Source organism: Streptomyces zhihengii (genome assembly GCF_016919245.1).
GTDB classification, from domain to species: domain Bacteria; phylum Actinomycetota; class Actinomycetes; order Streptomycetales; family Streptomycetaceae; genus Streptomyces; species Streptomyces zhihengii.
On record NZ_JAFEJA010000001.1, the window covers coordinates 2,318,169 to 2,341,027 of the forward strand.

The 22,859-nt window shown below is 74.3% G+C and carries 17 protein-coding genes; 5 read left to right on the plus strand and 12 right to left on the minus strand.

The features are described from left to right. Positions 1-63: 63 nt before the first annotated feature. Entirely contained in the window at positions 64-576 is a 513-nt protein-coding gene (nrdR, locus tag JE024_RS09430) for a transcriptional regulator NrdR (RefSeq protein WP_205373152.1), read from the minus strand. 551 nt (positions 577-1,127) lie between these two features. Here nrdR and lexA point away from each other — a divergent pair. Continuing rightward, positions 1,128-1,913 (plus strand): transcriptional repressor LexA, encoded by a 786-nt coding sequence (gene lexA, locus JE024_RS09435; RefSeq protein ID WP_205373153.1) that lies wholly within the window; start codon positions 1,128-1,130, stop codon positions 1,911-1,913. Positions 1,914-2,305: 392 nt separating this feature from the next. Here the strand turns inward: lexA and JE024_RS09440 are convergent, their stop codons facing one another. From JE024_RS09440 to JE024_RS09460, 5 genes are all read right to left on the minus strand, one after another. Continuing rightward, positions 2,306-4,276 (minus strand): ATP-dependent DNA helicase, encoded by a 1,971-nt coding sequence (locus JE024_RS09440; protein WP_205373154.1) that lies wholly within the window; start codon positions 4,274-4,276, stop codon positions 2,306-2,308. Positions 4,277-4,329: 53 nt separating this feature from the next. Further along, positions 4,330-6,192 (minus strand): IucA/IucC family protein, encoded by a 1,863-nt coding sequence (locus JE024_RS09445; protein ID WP_372449786.1) that lies wholly within the window; start codon positions 6,190-6,192, stop codon positions 4,330-4,332. 59 nt (positions 6,193-6,251) lie between these two features. Beyond that, entirely contained in the window at positions 6,252-6,989 is a 738-nt protein-coding gene (locus JE024_RS09450; protein WP_205373155.1) for a GNAT family N-acetyltransferase, read from the minus strand. Positions 6,990-7,020: 31 nt separating this feature from the next. Then, positions 7,021-9,081 (minus strand): IucA/IucC family protein, encoded by a 2,061-nt coding sequence (locus JE024_RS09455; protein WP_205373156.1) that lies wholly within the window; start codon positions 9,079-9,081, stop codon positions 7,021-7,023. Between the two features lie 64 nt (positions 9,082-9,145). Further along, complete coding sequence (locus tag JE024_RS09460; protein ID WP_205373157.1) at positions 9,146-10,519, minus strand: diaminobutyrate--2-oxoglutarate transaminase family protein; 1,374 nt, start codon at positions 10,517-10,519, stop codon at positions 9,146-9,148. Positions 10,520-10,834: 315 nt separating this feature from the next. Here JE024_RS09460 and JE024_RS09465 point away from each other — a divergent pair, with 315 nt between their 5' ends. Both JE024_RS09465 and JE024_RS09470 read left to right on the plus strand, forming a co-directional pair. Next, positions 10,835-12,010, plus strand: coding sequence for a trypsin-like serine peptidase (locus tag JE024_RS09465; RefSeq protein ID WP_205373158.1), 1,176 nt, complete (start codon positions 10,835-10,837; stop codon positions 12,008-12,010). Positions 12,011-12,436: 426 nt separating this feature from the next. Then, a complete protein-coding gene (locus JE024_RS09470; protein WP_205373159.1) occupies positions 12,437-13,612 on the plus strand; it encodes a trypsin-like serine peptidase in 1,176 nt (391 codons plus the stop codon). A gap of 73 nt (positions 13,613-13,685) precedes the next feature. Here the strand turns inward: JE024_RS09470 and hflX are convergent, their stop codons facing one another. The 6 genes from hflX to miaA form a co-directional block, all read right to left on the minus strand. After that, entirely contained in the window at positions 13,686-15,176 is a 1,491-nt protein-coding gene (hflX, locus tag JE024_RS09475; protein WP_205373160.1) for a GTPase HflX, read from the minus strand. Between the two features lie 178 nt (positions 15,177-15,354). Further along, positions 15,355-16,818: a M1 family metallopeptidase gene (locus JE024_RS09480; RefSeq protein ID WP_205373161.1), complete on the minus strand. Its 1,464-nt coding sequence runs from the start codon at positions 16,816-16,818 to the stop codon at positions 15,355-15,357. A gap of 75 nt (positions 16,819-16,893) precedes the next feature. Next, positions 16,894-18,978: a RelA/SpoT family protein gene (locus JE024_RS09485; RefSeq protein WP_205373162.1), complete on the minus strand. Its 2,085-nt coding sequence runs from the start codon at positions 18,976-18,978 to the stop codon at positions 16,894-16,896. 194 nt (positions 18,979-19,172) lie between these two features. Next, positions 19,173-20,069 (minus strand): diaminopimelate epimerase, encoded by an 897-nt coding sequence (gene dapF, locus JE024_RS09490; RefSeq protein WP_205373163.1) that lies wholly within the window; start codon positions 20,067-20,069, stop codon positions 19,173-19,175. 52 nt (positions 20,070-20,121) lie between these two features. Then, positions 20,122-20,562 (minus strand): hypothetical protein, encoded by a 441-nt coding sequence (locus JE024_RS09495; protein ID WP_205376467.1) that lies wholly within the window; start codon positions 20,560-20,562, stop codon positions 20,122-20,124. Positions 20,563-20,667: 105 nt separating this feature from the next. Further along, positions 20,668-21,606 (minus strand): tRNA (adenosine(37)-N6)-dimethylallyltransferase MiaA, encoded by a 939-nt coding sequence (gene miaA, locus JE024_RS09500; RefSeq protein WP_205373164.1) that lies wholly within the window; start codon positions 21,604-21,606, stop codon positions 20,668-20,670. 182 nt (positions 21,607-21,788) lie between these two features. On the opposite strand from miaA, the gene JE024_RS09505 reads away from it, so the two are divergent. Together JE024_RS09505 and JE024_RS09510 are read left to right on the plus strand one after the other, a co-directional pair. Then, entirely contained in the window at positions 21,789-22,082 is a 294-nt protein-coding gene (locus JE024_RS09505; RefSeq protein WP_205373165.1) for a hypothetical protein, read from the plus strand. 45 nt (positions 22,083-22,127) lie between these two features. Continuing rightward, on the plus strand, positions 22,128-22,388 hold the full coding sequence (locus tag JE024_RS09510) for an antitoxin (protein WP_205373166.1): 261 nt from the start codon (positions 22,128-22,130) through the stop codon (positions 22,386-22,388). The last annotated feature ends 471 nt before the right edge of the window (positions 22,389-22,859 follow it).

Genomic DNA, 22,859 nt, shown 5'->3' on the forward strand with positions numbered 1-22,859 from the left:
TGTGCCGCCCCGGTCGGCCGGGGAGACTGCCTGGCAGTCTCCGACCCGGCCGGCCGCTGTCCCTCAGTCGGCGGCGGTGGCGGGGACGGGGACCTCGGCGGCCCCCGTGCTCCCGCGCTCGTTCCCAGGTGGCCGCCCCCCGCGGAGCTCCGCGATGGCGGCCTCGAAGTCCTCGAGCGAGTCGAACGCCCGGTAGACGGACGCGAACCGCAGGTACGCGACGAGGTCGAGTTCCTGCAGGGGGCCGAGTATGGCCAGACCCACGTCGTGGGTGGTCAGCTCGGCGCTGCCGGTGGCGCGCACCGCCTCCTCGACCCGCTGGCCGAGCTGGGCGAGGGCGTCCTCGGTGACCGGCCGCCCCTGGCACGCCTTGCGCACGCCGGAGATGACCTTGGTACGGCTGAAGGGCTCGGTGACGCCGCTGCGCTTGACGACCATGAGCGACGCGGTCTCCACCGTGGTGAAACGGCGGGAGCAGTCCGGGCACTGCCGGCGGCGTCGGATGGACGTGCCGTCGTCGGTCGTACGGCTGTCGACGACGCGGCTGTCGGGGTGCCTGCAGAAGGGACAGTGCATTGGTTCCCAACCCCTCCTTCACAGCATGGCGACATGGCCCCATCAGGCCCGCCGAGCCCCCCGAAGCAGCCACAAGCATAGGCGATGCCCGCAGCACCGAAGACCGGGGGACCACAACTTCTGGGCGGTCGGCACAATCCAACCACTAGATCTGGGGTTTGGCCGACCAAACACCCCCAGCGCGTGTCGCGCGGCGCGGCACCGGGCACACGGTGTGCGGCAGCGTTCCACGGAGCGCACACGGCGACCACGGACGGCCATGGACGAGCGCGGAGAGATACGACCCCGCGCACGGGCGGAGCCCGGTGCGCGTCCACGGCTCGGCGGGGACGGCGGAGCCGTCCGGCGCGGCCACCGTGACCGCCCACGGCGGCGAAGGCTACCGTAGTCGCCACGCGCCCACGGTGATCCCGGTAGGCCGTTCGCACATACACCCTGATGAGCGGGCACCTCAAGGAATCCGCACTTTTTCACTCGAACGTGTGTTTGGCGCAACCTTTCGAAAGCTACTACCGTTGTCCAGCTAGGGAGACCATTCGAGAGGGGCCGACGTGACCACCACCGCTGACAGTGCCGCCATCACTGCCCAGGACCGCTCCCAGAGCCGATACGAGCCGGTGCATGCCATGAATGACGCAGCCACGCCCCCGGAGGGCCCCCAGCCCACCCGCTCGCTGCCCGGCAGGCCCCCAGGGATCCGGGCCGACAGCTCCGGCCTCACGGACCGGCAGCGGCGCGTCATCGAGGTGATCCGCGACTCCGTGCAGCGCCGGGGATACCCGCCGTCGATGCGCGAGATCGGCCAGGCGGTCGGCCTGTCCAGCACCTCCTCCGTCGCCCACCAGCTCATGGCGCTGGAGCGCAAGGGCTTCCTGCGCAGGGACCCGCACCGCCCCCGGGCGTACGAGGTCCGCGGATCCGACCAGCCGAGCACCCAGCCCACGGACACCACCGGCAAGCCTGCGGCCTCCTATGTGCCGCTCGTCGGCCGTATCGCGGCCGGCGGCCCGATCCTCGCCGAGGAATCCGTCGAGGACGTCTTCCCCCTCCCCCGCCAGCTCGTCGGCGACGGCGAGCTGTTCGTGCTCAAGGTCGTCGGCGACTCGATGATCGAGGCGGCCATCTGCGACGGCGACTGGGTCACCGTCCGCCGCCAGCCCGTCGCGGAGAACGGCGACATCGTCGCCGCCATGCTGGACGGCGAGGCCACCGTGAAGCGCTTCAAGCGGGAGAACGGCCATGTCTGGCTGCTCCCGCACAACGCGGCCTACCAGCCCATCCCCGGTGACGAGGCCACGATCCTCGGCAAGGTGGTGGCGGTGCTCCGGCGGGTCTGACCACCCACCGGCCTCGACCGGACCCCGGGACCCACTGCGCCGGTCCCGGGGTCCTGACGTGTGCGCGCGAGCCCGGGCCGCCCCGAAGGCGGCCCGGGCTCGCCGGGCGTGGTCCGGTCTCGGTTGCCCGGCGCAGGCCGCCGACGGCTGCCGGACGTGGTCCGCTCTCGGGTGCCGGGCGTCGTCGGCCTTCCGGCGCCAGGCGCCGGCCGGCCCTAGGCCTTGTCTGACAAATGGCGCCGTCCGCCCGCAGGGCGGGGCGCGCGGCGTCCGGTGCGTGCAATCGCAAGGCGGAGGATCACCCTCGTACTGGGCGTACTCGGATGACTCCGACAACGCGGCGAGTGTGCGTGCCGGGCGTCGCGCGCCAGGCGGGATTTGTCAGACACGGCCTAGACGCCCGCCGCCTTCGACGCCGCGTCGATCGCGGCCAGCGACCGCCGGGCCTGGTTGCGGTCGGTGGTGTACCAGAAGTCCGGCAGCGAGGCCCGCAGATAGCTGCCGTACCGCGCGTTGGCCAGCCGAGGGTCGAGCACCGCGACGACGCCGCGGTCCCCCGTGGCCCGCACCAGCCGTCCGGCGCCCTGGGCCATCAGCAGCGCCGCGTGCGTCGCCGCGACGGCCATGAAGCCGTTGCCGCCGGCCTCCTCCACGGCCTTCTGCCGCGCGCTCATCAGCGGGTCGTCGGGCCGCGGGAACGGAATGCGGTCCATGACCACGAGCTGGCAGCTCGGCCCCGGCACGTCCACGCCCTGCCACAGCGACAAGGTGCCGAACAGGCAGGTCTGCGGATCGGCGGCGAAATTCTTGATCAGCTCGCCGAGCGTCTCCTCGCCCTGGAGCAGGATCGGATTGTCCAGCCGCCCCCGCAGCTCCTCCGCCGCCGCCTGCGCCGCCCGCATCGACGAGAACAGCCCGAGGGTGCGGCCGCCGGCGGCCTCCACCAGCTCGGCCAGTTCGTCCATCATGTCGCCGCGCGAGCCCTCCCGGCCCGGCGTCGCCAGATGGCGGGCCACATAGAGGATGCCCTGCTTCGGGTAGTCGAACGGGGAACCGACGTCCAGCCCCTTCCACTGGGGCACGTCCTCTCCCCCGGTGCCCTCGGGGGCCAGCCCGAGGGAGGCGCCGACACCGTTGAAGTCGCCGCCGAGCTTCAGGGTCGCGGAGGTGAGCACCACCGACCGCTCGGTGAAGAGCTTCTCCCGCAGCAGCCCGGACACCGACAGCGGCGCCACCCGCAGCGAGGCCCCGAAGCGGTCGTGGCGCTCGTACCAGACGACGTCGTACTCGGAGCCATGGGTGATCCGCTCCGCCACGGCGTGGATGCTCTCCACCGACGCCAGCGCCTGCTTGCGCACGGCGTCCTCGTCCTGGACCGACTTGTCGCGGGTGGAGCCCATCGCGGAGATCACCGTACGGGCGGCGTCGCGCAGCGCCATCAGCGCGTAGCCGAGGTCCTCGGGGACGGTCTCCAGGCGGCCCGGCAGGGCCAGCTCCATGACGCGTTCGAACCCCTCGGAAGCGGTCTGGAGGGCGTCCGCGGCCTTCTCGTTGACCAGCTTCGCGGCACGGCGGACCGCGCGGTTGACCTGGCCCGGGGTGAGCTCGCCCGTGGCGACGCCCGTCACCCGGGAGACCAGCTCATGGGCCTCGTCGACGATCAGCACCTCGTGCTGGGGCAGCACCGGAGCGCCCTCGATCGCGTCGATCGCGAGCAGGGCGTGGTTGGTGACCACGACGTCCGCGAGCTTGGCGCGCTCACGGGCCATCTCCGCGAAGCACTCCGCCCCGTAGGCGCACTTGGAGGCGCCGAGGCACTCCCGGGAGGAGACCGAGACCTGGCTCCAGGCGCGGTCCGAGACGCCCGGGGTCAGGTCGTCGCGGTCGCCGGTCTCGGTCTCGTCGGCCCAGTCGCGCATCCGCAGCAGGTCCTGGCCGAGCTTGCTCGTCGGGGCGGCGGCCTCGAACTGGTCGAAGAGGCCCTCCTCCTCGTCCTGCGGAGCGCCCTCGTGCAGCCGGTGGAGGCACAGGTAGTTCGACCGGCCCTTGAGCATGGCGAACTCGGGGCGCCGTCGCAGCAGCGGGTGCAGGGCGTCCACCGTGCGCGGCAGGTCGCGCTCGACGAGCTGGCGCTGGAGCGCCAGGGTGGCCGTGGCGACCACCACCCGCTCGCCGTGCGCCAGGGCCGGCACCAGGTAGCCGAGCGACTTGCCGGTGCCGGTGCCGGCCTGCACCAGGAGGTGGGAGCTGTCGTCGATGACTCCGGCAACGGCCTCGGCCATGCTGGCCTGTCCGGGCCGTTCCACACCGCCCACGGCGGTGACGGCGGCGTGCAGGAGCTCGGGGAGGGATGGCTTCGTCATAGCGCGCCCAGCCTACGGGTCGCCACTGACAGCACGATCACTTCGCGCCGTCCTCACGGTGCCGCCAGCGGATTGGGCACCGTGCCGTGGACGGCCGCGTGGGGCCGGTGCGGGCGGTCGCGGTAGCCGTCGAGGTGGAGGCGGTTGCGGTTGAGACAGAGCCGGTCGATGCGTTCCGTGAGCAGGTCGAACAGTTCGTAGCGCTCCTTCAGGTCGGGGAAGAGCGCCTGGTGGCGCAGGATCTCCTCCCTGACCAGGGCGAAGAACTGCTCCTCGGGGACGCCGAGCTGGTCCTCGGCGAGCGGGGCGAGGTAGCGGAAGACGCCCACGAAGAGCCCGGAGTGGATGAACTGGGTGAGGAAGGCGGGCTCCTCCGTCAGCAGCACCCCGCGCACCTCGGCCGGCATGGTGTCGTGCTCGGGCAGCGGCCGGGCGCTGATGTTCACGTCGTCGACGAAGTCCTTGATCGCCAGCCGCACCGGGACGTCGTGCTCGTCGTAGACCACGATGGCGTTCTCTCCGTGCGGGGAGAAGACCGTCCCGTAGCGGTAGAGGAAGCGCAGCAGCGGCGGCAGCAGCGCCGCGAACAGCCGCCGGAGCCAGACGGCGGGCGCCAGGCCCGAACGCTCCACCAGCTCGGCGACGAAGGCGCGGCCCGCCGGGTCGGTGTGCAGCAGCGAGGCGAGGGTGCGCGCCCGCTCCCCGGGGTCGAGACGGGGGACGAGGGGCTCGCGCCAGATGGCTCCCAGCAGCTCCTTGTACTGGTACGGGACGTCGTCGAGCCGGTCGTACAGCGGATGCTCGACCGTCACCGATGCGACCTCGCCGAGCAGGATCACCCGGCACTCGTCGCGCAGGAAGGCGTCCGCGTCGCGCAGGCCCTGCACCCAGGCGGTGACCGCGGGGGCGGCGAGCGTGCGCTCGGTCGGCAGCCCGCGCCAGACCAGGGTGTTGAGGACGGACAGCGGCAGCTTGACGGTGTGCCGTTCGGGCCGGCCGGTGTTCACGAAGGTGCGCACCGACTGCTGCGGCAGGCGCAGGTCCCCGTCGGTGGGCAGCGGCACGATCTCCCGGCGGGCGACGGCGGGCGCGTAGAGCGGGAGCAGCACCTCGTCCCACTGCCAGGGGTGCACCGGCAGGAGCAGATAGGCGGACGGGTCCAGGCCCTGCTCGCGCAGCGCCGCGTCGAACCGGGCGCGGGTGGCGTCGTCGAGTTCCCGGGCGTACAGGTCCGGCGGCAGCGCGAGGGCGGGGACGCCCCGGTAGGCGGCGAGGCGGGTGCTGACCGCGATCCAGGGCAGGGCGGCGGGGCGGCGGGACTCCGGGGCCCAGCGCGCGGTGTCGGACGCGGAGAAGCCGATGCGGCCCTTGTTCAGGACGATCCACGGGTGTCCGGTCTGGTGGCCCTCCAGTTCGGCGTAGCCGAGTCCGGCCAGCTCGGCGGCGGTGAGGGCGGTGTGGTCGAGCGCGGTGTCGGCGGTGAGGGTGACGGAGAGCTCGCGCAGCAGGTGGCCGAGGGTGGCGCCGTCGATGCCGAGCGTCTCGCGGGCCCGGGAGAGGAAGGCCAGCGGGTCGGTGAAGGGCCGCCCGTCCCAGGCGACGGAGTCCGCCTCGACGCGCCAGCTCCCGTAGGCGCCCCGGCGGGCCCGGAAGGTGAGGCGGCCGGCGTCGCCGAGGCCGAGGACGTACGGGGCGGCGGCCGCGGCCCCGCCGGGGCCCGCGGGACCGGCGGTGTCGTCGTCGGGGCGCGGGGTGAGGATCTCCTCGTACGCGAACTCGCCGATCATCTTGGCCAGCAGCCGGCTCCCGGCGCGTTCCCAGTTCCGCGCGGTCAGCCCGGGCGGAGTGCCGAGCACGGTGGGCGGCGGGGCGCCGGGCGCGGTGGTGGCGTCACGACGGGCGGGGGTCTTCGGCACGGGGACTCCTCGGGTGGGTCCGATGCGGGGCGGACGGTGGAGGGAACGCGGCGGCACGGTCACAGCACCCCGCGCAGCGCGCGCTCCCGGATCATGAGCGCGGCCCGCTTCCCGGGCAGGGCGACCTCGGCGGAGAAGCGGAACCCGGCGGCCAGGAAGGCGGACACGGAGGGGGTGTTGCGCACATCGGGTTCGGCGACGACCCGTGCGCAGCGCGGGCGGAGATCCAGCACGAGGTCGGCGACGGCCCGCAGGAGCACGGACCCGACCCCCCGCCCGCGGTCCCGGGAGCCGCCGATCAGGACGTGCACGCCGGTGTCGTGCGGACGCGCCGGGTAGTGCCGGGCCAGTGGATCGAGGTCGGCCCGGTAGATCTCGAAGTAGCTCATCGCGGTGCCGTCGAGGACGCCCAGGCAGGGCGTGCTGTGGCCGGTGGCGAGCTGCTCGCGCAGATGGGCGAGGGTCACGGACTCGGGGCCCGCGAGCTCCCAGTAGGCCGCCACGGCCGGGTCGTTCATCCAGCCGGCCAGCAGGCCGAGGTCCCGTTCCGGGACGACGGGCACCAGCCGCAGGTCACCGGCGGAGGTGGCGACGGGCCCCCAGGGGGATGCACCGGCCGCGGGCGGCACCCCGCCGGGAGCCACGGCGTCACCGGCGGCGGGCCCCCAGGGGGATGCACCGGCCGCGGGCGGCACCCCGCCGGGAGCCACGGCGTCACCGGCGGCGGGCTCGTCGGGCCGGGGGCCGCCGGAGTGCGCGGCGGCGCCGTCGGCGCCGCGCGCTGCGGGTATGGGCACGGGGGTGGTCTCCTCTCGTCGGCCGCGCCGCTCAGGAGTGGAGCGGGTTGGCGAGGGCGACGTAGACGGACTGGGTGTCGACGGGGCCGACGAGTTCGTCGAGGCCCCGCAGCCGGGTCAGCAGGTTCGCCTTGGAGCGGAGCACGTCCGCGTCGAGGAGCCGGCCGGGCAGCGGGGAGCCCAGGGCCGTGTGGGCCGCGAGGAAACGGCGCAGGGCGGCGAGGAGCACCCGCTCGTCGGCGAGGCCCTGGGAACCGAACGCGCCGACGAGACCGAGGATGTTGTTGATCCCGAGGTAGTAGGCGAAGCGCTCGTCCGTGACGGCGTCGGAGACGAAGGTGTCGCTGGCGGTGCCGATGCCGGGCAGCCTGCGGTCGAGCGCCTCGCGGTGCGACTCGCGGAAGTAGTAGCCCTGGTTGTCCCGGTAGCGCCCGCCGGCCGGCCAGCCCTGCGCGTCGAGGAGGACCAGCGTGTTCTGCTGGTGGGCCTCCAGGGCGATGCCCGCGGTGGCGTCGAGCCACAGCACCGGCAGCACGACCTTGTCGAGGTAGCGCAGGAACCACTCGGCGGACACGGCCGCGCGGGGGCGGCCGGTGCGGGCGGCGAGGGTGTCGACGACGTCGGCGAGCCGCGAGTACGTCCCCTCCCGGCCCGGCATGGGGCGGGGCGAGGTGAGGGCGGCGACGCAGACCGCGTCGTCGCCGGGACCGAAGGGGTTGTGGCGCAGCACGACGTCGAGGCCGGCGACGGGGCCGCCGCCGGGGGCGTCGGCCCCGAGCCAGGCCGGGTCGCGGACGATGTCGAACCCGGGGTGGACGGCGCGCCACCGGTCGCCGAGCCCGGTGCGCAGCAGCCGGTGCACCTCGACGCCGCGGTGCAGCTCCTTGCGGAGGTTCTCCCGGCGGGAGTTGGTGATCCGCACACCGAGCGAGAGCTTGAGCATCACCGGCGCACCGGGCCGGTGGACGGTGCGGACGGAGGAGGTGGGGTACCAGTCCTCGCCGTGCGCCCCCAGGTCGTGCAGCAGTCCGGCGTCGAGGAGGGCGGCCACGGCGGGGCGGTGCGCCAGGTCGCGCGCCTGCCAGGGGTGGAGCGGGAGGGCGGCGCACCCCTCGGGGACGGCGAGGCCCCCGGCGAGCCGGGCGGTGAGCCGCTCGGCGGGGAGCGGGCGGCCCTGCTCGGTCCAGGCGGAGTCGGTGGCGAGGACGGAGCGGTCGACGGCCATCCAGTGGAGGGCGAACGCGCCGTGCAGCTCCGGCGAGTAGCGCCGCACCTCGGACTCCGAGAGGCCCTCCCGGCTCTTCGGCGCGGGGTGCAGGGGGTGGCCGAGGAGCAGCGACTGCTCGGCGGCGAGGAAGTGGTCGGCGTGGGCGGGCGGCGCCGGGCGGCGGCGGCGCTCGGCGAGGAAGAGCGCGGTGTGCCGCACCGAGTCGGCGACGCGCCCCACGAGGTCGGCGCCCTCGGCCTGACCGGCCTCCCGGCCGAGCAGGGCGGCGACGGTGACCGCGTCGGCGGTGCCGGCCCCGCGCGGGCTGCCCTCCAGGACGGGGGGCCCGAAGCGGTGCCATCCGGCGGCGGACCAGTGGCGGACGGGGACGCGCAGCGCGGTGCCGCTGGCGTCGAGGGGGATGCGCAGGGTGTCGCCTGCGGGGGCGGGGATGCCGCGCTCCCGTACCCAGCAGCGCACCAGGTTCTCGCAGGCCGCGCCGTCCGCCGCCCGGTAGGGGTCCGGGTCGTCGAGATGGTCCCCGGCGGCCGTGGCGGGACGGGGGCCGGTGCTCTCCGCGGCGGGGTCCACGGCCGCCGGGCGGGGAGCCTCGGGCACGGGGGCCGTCACGCCGGGAGCCTCGGGCACAGGCCCGGTCACCGGTTCCGGACGGGGGGCCTCCGCGGCGGGGTCCACGGCCGCAGGCCCCCTGCCGGGTGCGTCGCCCGGCCCCCTGCCGGGTGCGTCGTCGAGGCCGCCGCCCGACTGGCGGGGCACCGTCGGCGCCTCGCACGCGAGCGGGCCGCCCGTCGTGCCTCGGTCGTGGGGCGCGGCGGCGGGGCGGCCGTGGGCCTCGGGCACTTCGGGGGCGGGGGTGGGATTCACGGGGCTTCCTCGGGGGGTGGGCCGGGGGGCGGCGGAAGGCGGTGACGGGCGCGGACGGGGTGGCTCAGCGGGGCGGGGCCGCCCCGGCCCCGGCGGTGCGCTCCGCTGCGGCGAGGGCGTCGGCGAAGCGGTCGAGGACGGCGGCGGCCTGCTCGTCGGTGAGGGTCAGCGGGGGCAGCAGCCGCACCACGGACGACTCCCGGCCGCCCAGTTCGACGATGAGCCCGCGCTCCAGGCAGGCCCGGCGGACGGCGACGGCGAGGCGGGGGGCCGGGGGCGGCACCGGCAGGTCGGGCGACTGGGACGCGGGGTCGACCAGTTCGACGCCGATCATCAGCCCCCGGCCGCGGACGTCGCCGATGCAGGCGTGCGCGGCGGCGAGTCCCTGGAGGCTCGCGAGCATCCGGGCGCCGAGGCTCGCGGCGCGCTCGGCGAGGCCGTTCTCGCGGACGTAGGCCAGAGTGGCGGCGCCCGCGGCCATGGCGAGCTGGTTGCCGCGGAACGTTCCGGCGTGGGCGCCGGGCTGCCAGGCGTCGAGCCCGGAGCGGTAGACGATCACGGCGAGCGGGAGGGAGCCGCCGATCGCCTTCGACATGACCATCACGTCGGGCACCACGCCGCTGTGCTCGACGGCCCAGAACCTGCCGGTGCGCCCGACGCCCGTCTGCACCTCGTCGGCGATCAGCGGGATGGAGCGGTCGGCGGTCAGGACGCGCATCCGCCGAAGCCAGTCGTCGGGCGCCGGGATCACCCCGCCCTCGCCCTGCACCGGCTCCAGGATCATGCCCGCCGGTGCGGGGACGCCGCCCCGGGGGTCGTCGAGGAGGTTCTCGGTCCACCGGGCGGCCAGTTCGGCGCCGCGGCCCCCGCCGGCCCCGAACGGGCAGCGGTAGTCGTACGGGTAGGGCAGCCGGGTCACCCCCCGGACGCCGGTGGCGCCGCCGGAGACGTCGAGGGCGCCGGCCGTCATGCCGTGGTAGGCGCCGGTGAAGGCGAGCATGCCCTGCCGGCCGGTCGCGGTGCGCACCAGCTTGAGGGCGGCCTCGACGGCGTCGGTGCCCGCCGGGCCGCAGAACTGGATCCGGGCGTCGTCGGCGAACCGCGGCGGCAGCGTGGCGAACAGCTCCGTGGTGAAGGCGTCCTTGACGGGTGTGGCCAGGTCGAGGACATGCAGCGGTGCGCCCGACGCGAGGACCTTCTTGATGGCCTCCAGGACGACCGGGTGGTTGTGCCCGAGGGCCAGGGTGCCCGCGCCGGACAGGCAGTCGAGGTAGCGGCGGCCGTCGGCGCCCTCGATCGTGAGGCCCCGGGCGCGTACGGGCACGATCGGCAGCGAGCGCGCGTAGGTGCGGGCCGCGGACTCGCGGAGCGACTGCCGGTGCAGGATCCCCTCGTGCGCGGTGGTCGGTGCCGTCGGGGCTGGTTCGGTCACGGCCAAGGCTGTCGGTCCTCCCGCTGGTGCGCCTGCTGGTCTCCCCCGGGCCCCGGCCCGCCGCGCCAACCCGGGGGCGGGCGGCGGCCGTTGTCCCGCTGGTACCAACGACGCGGGGCGCGGCGGATCACGGGGTGACGGGAAGATCCTTGGCGCGGCGGAACCGCGGACCTGCTGCACGCCGTCCCCAACGGCACCGGCATAGTGGGGGCCGCACCCGGTCACCGGGTGGTGCCGGAGACGGCACGCGACACCGACATGTACGACACGCTGCGACGTTCCCGACGAAGCGCGGCACCGAAGTCCCAGGGGGATCACGAGATGCGACCCATTCGCCCGACGCTCGCGGCGGCATCGCTGGCCGCCGTGCTGGCGCTCACCGCCACCGCGTGCGGTCCGACGGAGGACAGCGCGGGCGACAAGCCGAGCGCTCCGGCCAGCCAGTCCACGGACGGCGCAATCACCATTCCGGACGATCTGAAGGACCGGCTCAAGGAGCACGGGATCGACCTGGACAAGTGGCGGGACGGGGAGTGGAAGAACTGGGACCGCGACAAGTGGCTGCGCGAGGCGCAGGACTTCGTCAACCCGATCATCGAGGACCTGTGGAACCCGGACCGGATGCGGGACGCCGAGAAGCCGCCGGCCGAGCCGGTCGCGCCGGACATCTCCGGTGACGAGGGTGTCACCGACCCGACGCCCGCGCCGGTGGACGCGGCCGCGGTGAAGGCGCCGTACCACTCCAGCGCGGCGGAGGCCGGGAAGGTCTTCTTCGACGGCCCGCAGGGCTCGATGGTCTGCTCGGCGACCGTGGTGAAGGACCCGGCCAACCCGGGCAAGTCCAACATGGTCTGGACGGCCGGCCACTGCGTCCACGCGGGCAAGAGCGGCGGCTGGTACCGCAACATCGCCTTCGTCCCCGCGTACAACGACGGCGCCAAGCCGACGGCCGACCTGGAGAACGCGCCCAAGGAGCAGATCGCTCCGCACGGCGTGTGGTGGGGCGACTGGGCGCAGACCTCCGAGCAGTGGATCTCGCAGGGTGCCGCGACCGGCGGCCAGGGTGCTCCGTACGACTTCGCCGTCATCCATGTCACGCCCGAGAAGGGCGGCAGCGGCAAGTCCCTGGAGGAGACGGTCGGCGCCGCGCTGCCCGTCGACTTCAACGCCCCGGCCGTGCCGGAGATCGCGACCATGACGGCGACCGGCTACCCGGCCGCGCCGCCGTACGACGGCCAGAAGATGTTCCAGTGCGCCGACAAGCCGGGCCGTCTGTCGCTCAAGGCCGAGCAGCCGACCATGTACCGCATCGGCTGCACGATGACCGGCGGTTCGTCCGGCGGCGGCTGGGTGGCCGCGGGTGCGGACGGCAAGCCCGCGCTGGTCTCGAACACCTCCATCGGCCCGGTGACGGCCGGCTGGCTCGCGGGTCCGCGGCTCGGCAAGGAGGCCAAGGGCATCTACGACGCGGTCAGCAAGAAGTTCGCCGGCCGGTGAGCCGGTGACGCGCACGCCGCGTCCCGACCGGGAGGGCGTCCGGCCACGCCGGGCGCCCTCCGGCACGTGAACACCGGAATCCACGCGGCACATGAACAGCGGCACGTGAACACCGGGGATCCACGCGGCACATGAACACCGGGGATCCGCGCGGCACATGAACACCAGCGGTCGCCGCGGCACATGAGGCCGCCGGAGACCCCGGGCACGTGAACGAGCCGGGCGCCCCCGGCTCGTGAAGACGCCGGGCGCCCGTGAAGACTCCGTGCAGTGACGCCGTCCGCGGCCCTCCGAGCCGCTCCGGCGTGACACGATCATGGCAAGCTGCCCCGGGCGCCGCACCCGTTCGCACGGTGCCCCGCCGTCCCGTCGAGGACCGCGGCCCGGCGCAGCCTTCGCACAACGCATTCCAGGGGGAAGATTTCCATGCGATCCATACGCCCGTTGCTCACCGCCGCCGCCTTGGCGTCGGCCCTCGTCCTGACGGCGACCGCCTGCGGACCGGGTGAGGACGAGGCCGGCGGCGAGCCGTCCGCCTCGGCCTCCGCCGGCCAGGACGGCGCCGGCAAGGGGGCCCTCCCCGCCGACCTGGCCGACCGCCTCAAGGAGCGCGGCATCGACCTGGACAAGTGGCGGGACGGCGAGTGGAAGAACTGGGACCGCGACACGTGGCTCCGTGAGGCCAAGGACTTCGTCAACCCGGTGATCGAGGGCCTGTGGAAGCCCGAGCGGATGACGACGGCCTCGGCGCCGACCCGGACGCTCGCCGCCGGCGACATCACCGGCGACCAGGACGTGACCGACCCCGAACCGCGCCCGGTCCGGGCGGTTCCGGAGAAGAAGCCGTACCACCGCAACGCCGCTCCGGTCGGCAAGGTCTTCTTCGACTCGCCCAAGGGCTCCATGGTCTGCTCGGCGACCGTGGTGAAGGACCCGGCCAACCCGGGCAAGTCCAACATGGTCTGGACGGCCGGCCACTGCGTCCACGCGGGCAGGGACGGCGGCTGGTACCGCAACATCGCCTTCGTCCCGGCGTACAACGACACCGGCAAGTCCCCGGCCGCGCTGGAGAACGCGCAGCCGCACGAGGTCGCCCCGTACGGCGTGTACTGGGCGGACTGGGTGGCCACGTCGGGCGGGTGGATCGACCAGGGCGGCCCGACGGGCGGCACCGGGGCCGCGTACGACTACGCCGTCATGCACGTGAAGCCGGAGCGCGGGACCAAGTCGCTGGAGGAGACGGTGGGCGCGGCGCTCGACGTCGACTTCGCCGCCCCCGAGGCACGGAGCATCGGCACCATCGGCGCCTGGGGCTACCCGGCGGCGCCGCCGTACGACGGCGCGATCATGCACAAGTGCCTCGACACGGCGAGCCGGCTGTCCATCGCACCGGGCACGCCGACGATGTGGCGCATCGGCTGCACCATGACCGGCGGGTCCTCCGGTGGCGGCTGGTTCGTGCAGCAGCCGGGCGGCAAGACGGTGCTGGTGTCCAACACGTCGATCGGCCCGGTCACCTCGGGCTGGCTGGCGGGGCCCCGGCTGGACCGTGACGCCGAGCAGGTGTTCACGATGATGAGCGAGAAGTTCGCCGGACGCTGACGCCGCGCGCACGCACGAGGGCCCGCCCCCTTCGAAGGGGGCGGGCCCTCGTGCGTGTCCGGCGCGGACGCCGTCAGTGCGCCGCGGGTGTGCAGGACGCCAGCGCGGACGCCAGCTCCTCGTGCACCAGCGCCTTGAGCAGGGTGCCCTCCGTGGTGTGCTCCTCGGAGATCACCTCGCCCTCCGCGTGGACGCGGGAGACGAGTCCGCCCTGGGTGTACGGGACGAGTGCCTCGATCTCCACCTCGGGCCGCGGCAGCTCGGCGTCGATCAGCTCCAGGAGCCGGGCGATGCCCGCGCCGGTGCGCGCCGAGACGGCGATCGCGCGGCGCTCGATCCGCAGCAGCCGCTGGAGGACCAGCGGGTCGGCCGCGTCGGCCTTGTTGATCACCACGATCTCGGGCACGTCGACCGCGCCCACGTCGCGGATGACCTCGCGCACGGCCGCGAGCTGCTCCTCCGGAGCCGGGTGCGCGCCGTCCACCACGTGGAGGATCAGGTCGGCGTCGCCGACCTCCTCCATGGTGGAGCGGAACGCCTCGACCAGGTGGTGCGGCAGGTGCCGGACGAATCCGACGGTGTCGGCCAGCGTGTAGAGGCGGCCGCCCGGGGTCTCGGCCCGCCGCACGGTCGGGTCCAGGGTGGCGAACAGGGCGTTCTCCACCAGGACACCGGCTCCGGTGAGGCGGTTGAGCAGGGACGACTTGCCCGCGTTGGTGTATCCGGCGATGGCGACCGAGGGGACCTTGTTGCGCCGGCGTTCCTGGCGCTTGATCTCGCGGCCCGTCTTCATCTCCGCGATCTCCCGGCGCATCTTCGCCATCTTCTCGCGGATCCGGCGCCGGTCCGTCTCGATCTTGGTCTCACCGGGACCACGGGTGGCCATGCCGCCACCGCCGCCGCCGCCCATCTGACGGGACAGCGACTGACCCCAGCCGCGCAGCCGCGGCAGCATGTACTGCATCTGCGCGAGCGCGACCTGCGCCTTGCCCTCACGGGACTTGGCGTGCTGGGCGAAGATGTCGAGGATCAGGGCGGTCCGGTCGACCACCTTCACCTTGACGACGTCCTCGAGGTGGATGAGCTGGCCCGGGCTGAGCTCACCGTCGCAGACGACGGTGTCGGCGCCGGACTCCAGGACGATGTCCCGCAGTTCCTGCGCCTTGCCCGAACCGATGTAGGTGGCCGGGTCCGGCTTGTCGCGCCGCTGGACGACGCCGTCGAGCACCATGGCTCCGGCCGTCTCGGCGAGCGCGGCGAGCTCCGCGAGGCTGTTCTCCGCGTCCTGCACGGTGCCCGAGGTCCAGACACCGACGAGCACCACACGCTCCAGGCGGAGCTGCCGGTACTCGACCTCGGTGACGTCCTCGAGCTCGGTGGAGAGGCCCGCCACACGCCGCAGCGCCGCACGCTCGGAGCGGTCGAGCTGCTCGCCGTCCCGCTCCGTGTCGATCTCGTGGCTCCAGGCGACGTCCTCTTCCATCAGGGCATCGGCCCGAAGGCTGTCGGTGCGCGTGTCCGCGAAGCTCTGCTCGGCCTGGGAAGGGGATGAAGAGGAGGTCATTGGATCCTTGTCGTCGATGGGGTGAAGCGGTGGGGGTCCACAGGCAGTGTTCCCCTTGTTCCACAGGTCACAACGTGCGGCGGGACGGGAAGATTCCCCCGGATCGCCGGGGCGGCCCCGTGGGCGCCGCCGACCGGACGATGGTCGCACGCGCCCTGCGGGGCCGTCACGCGGGTTTTCACCCCGCCCCGCGGGCTCCGGGCGCCTCGCTGCGCCAGTCCGGGTGGCCCGGCATCGGGGGTGTCTTGGTGCCGTGCAGCCAGCCGTCGAAGAAGGCGTCGAGGTCACGCCCCGCGACGCGGGAGGCGAGGGCGGTGAAGTCCGCCGTGCCCGCGGTGCCGTCCTTGTGGACGGCCACCCACTCGCGTTCCAGCCGCTCGAAGGCGCTCGCGCCGATCGTCTGGCGCAGCGCGTACAGCACCAGGGCGCTGCCGTCGTAGACCACGGGCCGGAAGAGGCTCAGCTTCTCGCCGGGCGCGGGCAGCGCCGGCGCGGCGGGCGGTCCGCCGGCGGCGCGCCAGCCGTCGGAGAGGCGGTACGCCTGGCGCATCCGGTCGACGAGGGGCTGACCGGCCCGCTCCTCGGCGTACAGGGCCTCGTACCAGGTGGCGTGGCCCTCGTTCAGCCACAGGTCGGACCAGGTGCGGGGCGAGACGCTGTTGCCGAACCACTGGTGGGCGAGCTCGTGCACCATGACCGAGTCCACGTACCAGTCGGGGTAGGCGGAGTCCGTGAACAGCGAGCGCTCGAACAGCGACAGGGTCTGGGTCTCCAGCTCGAAGCCGGTGTCGGCGTCGGCCACGAGCACGCCGTAGGTGTCGAAGGGGTACCGGCCGACCTTGCGTTCCATCCACTGCACCTGGCCGGGGGTCTTCGCCAGCCAGGGCTCCAGCGCGGCGCGGTCCGCGGCCGGCACCACGTCGCGGATCGGCAGACCGTGCGGGCCCCGGCGCTCGACGACGGCGGACCGGCCGATGGCGACCTGGGCGAGCTCGGTGGCCATCGGCTGCCCCGTGCGGTAGACCCACGCGGTTTCCGTGCCCTGGACGGTGCGGGACACCCGGCGGCCGTTGGCGACGACGGTGGTGTCCTTCGGGGCGCTCACCCGGAAGGTGAAGTACGCCTTGTCGGCGGGGTGGTCGTTGCAGGGGAAGACGCGGTGCGCCGCGTCCGCCTGGTTGGCCATGACGAGGCCGTCGCCGGTGCGCACCCAGCCGCCGGCGGACGCGGGCCCGCGCGGGTCGCTGGTGTGGTCGACGGTGATCCGCATCCGGGAGCCGGCCGCCGGGGCCTCGGCGGGCTCCACCACGAGGTCCTCGCCCGCGCTCGCGAACTCGGCGGGCCGGCCGTTCACACGCACGGAGCGGACGGTGCCGTGGGTGAAGTCCAGGTTGACGCGCTCCAGCCGCCGGCCGGCCACGGCGTCGATGGTGGTGACGGCGTCCAGCGGACGGTCGTTGGCGCCCCGGTAGGCGAGGGCGATGTCGTACGCGATGACGTCGTAGCCGGGGTTGCCCAGCTCGGGGAAGAGACGGTCGCCGATCCCGAGGGCCGTCGGCTCGGGCAGCGTCGCGGCCACGAGGGTGGCCGACACGGCGGCGAGCAGGACGGCACGCGGACGGCGCCGGGGAGTGTGCAGCATGTGCTACCGCTACCAGCGCGCCCGGTCGCGGCCGCCGGGCACGCGCCGGGAGCCGCGCGGCCCACCCGAAAGAGATCAGCCGCTTCCCGCCGGATGCTGTGTCCGGCTGACGTCGAACACCCCGGGGACGTCGCGCATGGCGCGCATCAGGGCGGGAAGTCCGGCGGCGTCCGGGAGTTGGAGCGTGTAGGTGTGCCGTACCCGCTGCTGGGTGGGCGGCTCCACGGTCGCCGACACCACGGCGGCGCCCTCGGCGGCGATCGCCTCGGTGAGGTCGGCCAGCAGCCGCGGCCGGCCGAACGACTCGGCGACGAGGGTGACCCGGCACTCGGGTGCGTCGCCCCAGCGCACCTCGACCGGCACCCGCCCCGCGCCCTCCATCCGCGCCACGGCGGGACACTCGCGCCGGTGCACGGTGACGGCCCCGCCGCGGACGGGGATCCCCGTCACGGTGTCGGGCGGCACCGGCGTGCAGCAGCCGGCGAGCCGCACGGTGGCCCCGGGCCGGTCGACGACCGCGTTGGCCGACGCCGGCCTGTCGGCGGTGCGCTGCCTGGGGCGGCGGGGGGCGGCGTCCTGGGCGCCCGCGCCCTCGGGGTGGGCGTCGAGCCAGCCGGTGATCGCGATCCGCGCGGCGGGCGTGCGGACGTGGTCGAGCCAGTCGGCGGACGGGCCGGACGCGGCGTCCTGCGCGAGCAGCACATGCACCGTGTCGCCGTCCCCCAGCTGGGTGCTCAGTGTGGCGAGCCGCCCGTTGACACGGGCGCCGATACAGGTGTGCGCCCGCTCGCCGTACTGGGCGTAGGCCGCGTCCACGCAACTGGCTCCGGCCGGCAGGCCGAGCGCGCGGCCGTCGGCGCGGAAGACGGTGATCTCCCTGTCCTGCGCGAGGTCGGCCCGCAGCGAGGTCCAGAAGGTGTCCGGATCGGGGGTGGACTGCTGCCACTCCAGCAGCCGCGAGAGCCAGCCCGGCCTGGTCGGGTCGGCGCGCTCGCCGTCCTCCGGCGGTTCGGCGCCCTCGGTCGCCGCCGGGTACGGGTTGCCGAGGGCGACCACGCCCGCCTCGGCCACCTTGTGCATCTGATGGGTGCGGATGAGGACTTCGGCCACGGCACCGTCGGGGCCCGCCACGGCGGTGTGCAGCGACTGGTACAGGTTGAACTTGGGGGCGGCGATGAAGTCCTTGAACTCGGAGATCACCGGGGTGAAGCAGGTGTGCAGCTCACCGAGGACGGCGTAGCAGTCGGCGTCGTCGCCGACCAGGACGAGCAGCCGCCCGAAGTCGGTGCTGCGCAGTTCGGCGCGTTTGAGGCAGACCCGGTGGACGGAGACGAAGTGCCGCGGCCTGATGAGCACTTCGGCGCTGATGCCGGCCTCCCGGAGCACCTTGCGGAACTCCTCGGCGATGGCCTCCAGCGCGGTGCAGGCGCCCGCATTATCGGCGATCAGTGCGCGGGTGCGCTCGTACTCCCCGGGGTGGAGGATGGCGAAGACCAGGTCCTCCAGCTCGGTCTTGAGCGCCTGTACGCCCAGCCGTTCGGCGAGCGGGATGAGGACGTCCCGGGTGACCTTGGCGATACGCGCCTGTTTCTCGGGGCGCATCACCCCGAGGGTGCGCATGTTGTGCAGCCGGTCGGCGAGTTTGATCGACATCACGCGGACGTCGTTGCCGGTGGCGACGAGCATCTTGCGGAAGGTCTCCGGCTCGGCGGCGGCCCCGTAGTCGACCTTCTCCAGCTTGGTGACGCCGTCGACGATGTAGGCGACCTCGGCGCCGAACTCCGTCCTGACCTGATCGAGCGTCACCTCGGTGTCCTCGACGGTGTCGTGGAGCACGGAGGCGATCAAGGTGGTGGTCTCGGCGCCCAGTTCGGCGAGGATCAGCGTCACGGCGAGCGGGTGGGTGATGTACGGCTCGCCGCTCTTGCGGAACTGGCCCCGGTGGGACGACTCCGCGAGCACGTACGCCCGGTGCAGTTCGGCGAGCCGGGCGTCGGGGTGGTGGGCCCGGTGGGCGTCGACGACATGACCGATCGCGTCGGGCAGCCGGTCACGTCCGGCCGGGCCCATCAGTGCGGCGCGGCCCAGCCTGCGGAGGTCGATCCTCGGGCGGCCGCGCCGGCGGCTGTGGGCACCTGGATTGGCGGCCTCTGCACTCATGGGGCACCTCCGGCGGCTTCGACCGGCGGTGGGGAAGGATCGGGTCACGCCTCCCGGGCCGGTGCTTGATGCTACCGACCCCACCACGCGGTGAAGTCCCGCTCTCGCCCAGCGTGAAACGGATCACCCATTCGAGCGAAGCGCGGCGCGTCCCCGTTCGGGCCGCGGCCGCGCTCCGATGCGAACGCGGGCCCCTACGACTGGGGTTCGAGCAGCGCGGGTTCGATGCGGCCCTCGGCGACGATGACCGCGGGGCCGGACATCTCCACGACCCCGTCCGGGCGCTCGGTGATGACCAGTCTGCCGCCGGGCACGTCCACGGTGTAGGAGACCGGGACGCCCGTCACGGCCGGGTCGGCGCCGTCCCTGCGGGCCGCCGCCACGGCGACCGCGCAGGCGCCGGTGCCGCAGGACCGGGTCTCGCCGGATCCGCGCTCGTGGACCCGCATGGCGACGTGCCGCTCGCCCCGGTCGGCGACGAACTCCACGTTCACCCCGCGCGGGTAGACGGTGGCGGGGGCGTAGCCGGGCTCCTCGTACAGGGTGCCCGCGTGGTCCAGGTCCTCGACGAAGGCGACGGCGTGCGGGTTGCCCATGTCGACGTTGGTCGCGGGCCAGCTCCGGGCGCCGACGGTGACGCGCACGCCGTCCGCGGGGAGCACGGCGCGCCCCATGACGACCGTGACGTCGCCCTCCTCGGATCCCTGTCCGGGCTTGGCGATGTGGACGTTCTTGACGCCGCCGCGGGTGGCGACCGCGATCTCGCCGGCCTCGGCGTGGCCGGCGCGCTGGAGGTAGCGGGCGAAGACCCGGACGCCGTTGCCGCACATCTCGGCGACGGAGCCGTCGGAGTTGCGGTAGTCCATGAACCACTCGGCCTCGCCGGCCATGTGCCGGGCGTCCGGGTGGGCGGCGGAGCGCACGACGTGCAGCACCCCGTCGGCGCCGATGCCGGCCCGGCGGTCGCACAGCCGGGCGACGGCCGCCACGGACAGCTCGACGGCGTTGTCCGGGTCGGGGACGATCACGAAGTCGTTCTCGGTGCCGTGGCCCTTGAGGAAGGCGACGCCCGAGGTCTGCGCAGTGGTCACACGCCCATCGTACGAGGTCGCCGGTATCGCGACCGGCGCGGTGCGGCCCGCCTCAGCGCAGCCGGGCGACCCGCCAGACCGCGAGGGCGACGAGCACGGCCGCCACACCCACGTAGAGGACGACGACCCGCCAGTCGGGGCGCTCGCCCGAGCCACGGCCGGGCAGCCCGGGCCAGGTGTGGCCGACTCGGCTGGCGGCCATGACGCCCCAGCCCGCGGCGCAGCAGCTGATCAGCAGGCCGAGCATGGCGACGACGGCGCCGCCGTCACCGCTGCCGAAGGCGAGCGGGAAGGCGAACATCAGCGAACCGAGTGCGGCGAGTCCCACGATGGGGGCGAGCTGCCAGATCCGCAGGCGCCGCTGCGGGCGGAGCTCGACCTCGACCTCGTCCGCGAGCATGCTCTGCTCGTCGGGACCGTCCGGGGTCAGCGCGGGAGCGGCTTCGTCCGCGTCCCGGTGTTCCCGTTCGGTGTCGCGAGGGCCGGCCTCCATCGCCACGTGCCCTCCCCACTCGGACTCAACAGTCGATCGATGCTCGATGATGGCACGCTCCCGAGGCCGAAATGACGGCCGGAGCATCCCGATGCCATGACGTGATCAGGCTGTGACCGCTCGTTCGATCAACGACAGCGCGCGGCGCGGAAGTTCCGCCCGGTCCTCGGCGGCGCCGCTCAGCCAGCACACCCGAGGGTCGCGCCGGAACCAGGAGTCCTGGCGGCGCGCGAACCGCTTCGTGGTGCGCACGGTGTCCTCGCGCGCCTGCTGGTCGGAGCACTCCCCGGCGAGCGCGGCGAGCACCTGCTGGTAGCCGAGCGCACGCGAGGCGGTGCGTCCCTCGCGCAGTCCGGCGGCCTCCAGCGCGCGGACCTCGTCGACGAGTCCCGCCTCCCACATCCGGTCCACCCGGTCGGCGATACGGGTGTCGAGTTCGGGGCGTCCGACGTCCACACCGATCTGCACGGTGTCGTAGACGGAGTCGTGGCCGGGGAGGTTGGCGGTGAAGGGCCGGCCGGTGATCTCGATGACCTCCAGGGCCCTGACGATGCGGCGCCCGTTGCCGGGCAGGATGGCGCGGCCGGCCTCGGGGTCGGCGGCGGCGAGGCGGGCGTGCAGGGCGCCGGGGCCGTCGGCCTCCAGCTCCTCCTCCAGGCGGGCGCGCACGGCGGGATCGGTGCCGGGGAACTCCAGGGCGTCGATCGCGCCGCGGACGTACAGCCCGGATCCGCCGACCAGCACGGGGGTGCGTCCCTCGGCGAGCAGCCGGTCGATCTCGGCGCGCGCGAGGCGCTGGTACTCGGCGACGCTCGCGGCCTCGGTGACGTCCCAGATGTCCAGCAGCCGGTGGGGGACGCCGTCGCGCTCCTCGACCGTCAGCTTGGCGGTGCCGATGTCCATCCCCCGGTAGAGCTGCATGGAGTCGGCGTTGACGACTTCGCCGTCCAGCTGCTGGGCGAGGAAAACACCCAGATCGGACTTTCCGGCCGCGGTGGGGCCGACGACGGCGATGACCCGCGGTGCGGGAGCTGCACTTCTCACCGCCCCAGTCTCGCAAACCTCCCGGCGCGAACCCGAACGAGCGAGGTGACGGGCCGTGTCCGGGTTCGTTGCCTGTTGCGAGGTCGCCCGCGTCCTGCCGCCGATGGCGGGCGCCGGCTCCTGAGGGGGGCGTTCCGGGGCGGTGTGCGGCACCACCCCGCCGAGTACGCTATGGAGGAGAAATGGGCGTTTTTTCATGGTTCCGCAGCAAGCCCGCGGCACCCGTCGAGGCGCCGGAGCAGGAGGACCCCGCCGCCGCGGCGGCCGTCCCCCCGTCCGGCGCCGCATCCGGCTCCGAGGCCGGGGAACCGGCCGCGACGGCCGGCGGCGACGGCCCGGCGGAGCCGGCACCGGCCGCCGGGACGGACGCTGCGTCCGCCGCACCGGCCGAAGCCGACGCCGGCGCGGAGATCCCGCGCCAGCAGGCGCCGTCCCAGGCGGCGGACAGTGGGACCGGCGAAGGCGTCCGCGCGTAACGAGCTGGTGCCCGACCCCCACCGGGCTCGGAGAGAAGGTGCGTCATGGGCTTCCTGGACACCGTGAAGGCCAGGCTCGCGCCGGCCGGGGAGAAGGTCGCCGACCTCGCCCGGCAGCACGAGGGCAGGATCGGGCACGGACTGGACAAGGCCGCGAGGTCGGTCGACCACCGGACCAAGGGCAAGTACAGCGAACGGATCGAGACGGGCGCGGGCAAGGCCAAGGAGGCCCTCGGCCGCATCGCCCACCCCAAGGACGACGGCGGCGAGGGCGGCACGCCTCCCCCGCCGCCGCCCGCCTCCTGACCACCGGCCCCGTGCGGGCACCGGTGCCGAATCCGGCCCGGTGCGCGTGAGTGTCGCGAAGCGGCCTGCTCCGCGGCACTCACGCGCACCGGGCCGACGGCCGTACGAGGACCCCCGAGGGGGCCGGGCGGTGTTCGGGTGCCCGGGCGCCGGAGCGCCCGGGGCCGGGCGGCGTCGGGGTGACCTGACGCCGGAGAGCCGGGGCCGGGCGGAGTGCCGGTGGCCCGGTGCCGGGCCGCGTTCCGGGGCCTGAGGCTGTTGGCACGGGACCGGCCCTGTTCCGGGGTGGCCTGACGCCGGAGAGCCGGTGCCCCGGGGCCGGGCCGCGCCGGGCGGCTCTCGGCTGCCCCGGTGCCGGGCCGCGTTCCGGTGGCCTGACGCCGGAGAGCCGGGGCCGGGCCCCGTTCCGGTACCCCGGCGTCGGAGCGCCCGGGGCCGGGCGGCGGCCCGTGGGCGCGCGGGAGGTCCGGG

What these genes read in the sequence shown, in the direction of transcription:
- nrdR (WP_205373152.1), bottom strand. Translation starts at nt 576, where the DNA reads ATGCACTGTCCCTTCTGCAGGCACCCCGACAGCCGCGTCGTCGACAGC.
- JE024_RS09440 (WP_205373154.1), bottom strand. Translation starts at nt 4,276, where the DNA reads ATGACGAAGCCATCCCTCCCCGAGCTCCTGCACGCCGCCGTCACCGCC.
- JE024_RS09465 (WP_205373158.1), top strand. Translation starts at nt 10,835, where the DNA reads ATGCGACCCATTCGCCCGACGCTCGCGGCGGCATCGCTGGCCGCCGTG.
- JE024_RS09470 (WP_205373159.1), top strand. Translation starts at nt 12,437, where the DNA reads ATGCGATCCATACGCCCGTTGCTCACCGCCGCCGCCTTGGCGTCGGCC.
- hflX (WP_205373160.1), bottom strand. Translation starts at nt 15,176, where the DNA reads ATGACCTCCTCTTCATCCCCTTCCCAGGCCGAGCAGAGCTTCGCGGAC.
- JE024_RS09480 (WP_205373161.1), bottom strand. Translation starts at nt 16,818, where the DNA reads ATGCTGCACACTCCCCGGCGCCGTCCGCGTGCCGTCCTGCTCGCCGCC.
- JE024_RS09485 (WP_205373162.1), bottom strand. Translation starts at nt 18,978, where the DNA reads ATGAGTGCAGAGGCCGCCAATCCAGGTGCCCACAGCCGCCGGCGCGGC.
- JE024_RS09495 (WP_205376467.1), bottom strand. Translation starts at nt 20,562, where the DNA reads ATGGAGGCCGGCCCTCGCGACACCGAACGGGAACACCGGGACGCGGAC.
- JE024_RS09505 (WP_205373165.1), top strand. Translation starts at nt 21,789, where the DNA reads ATGGGCGTTTTTTCATGGTTCCGCAGCAAGCCCGCGGCACCCGTCGAG.
- JE024_RS09510 (WP_205373166.1), top strand. Translation starts at nt 22,128, where the DNA reads ATGGGCTTCCTGGACACCGTGAAGGCCAGGCTCGCGCCGGCCGGGGAG.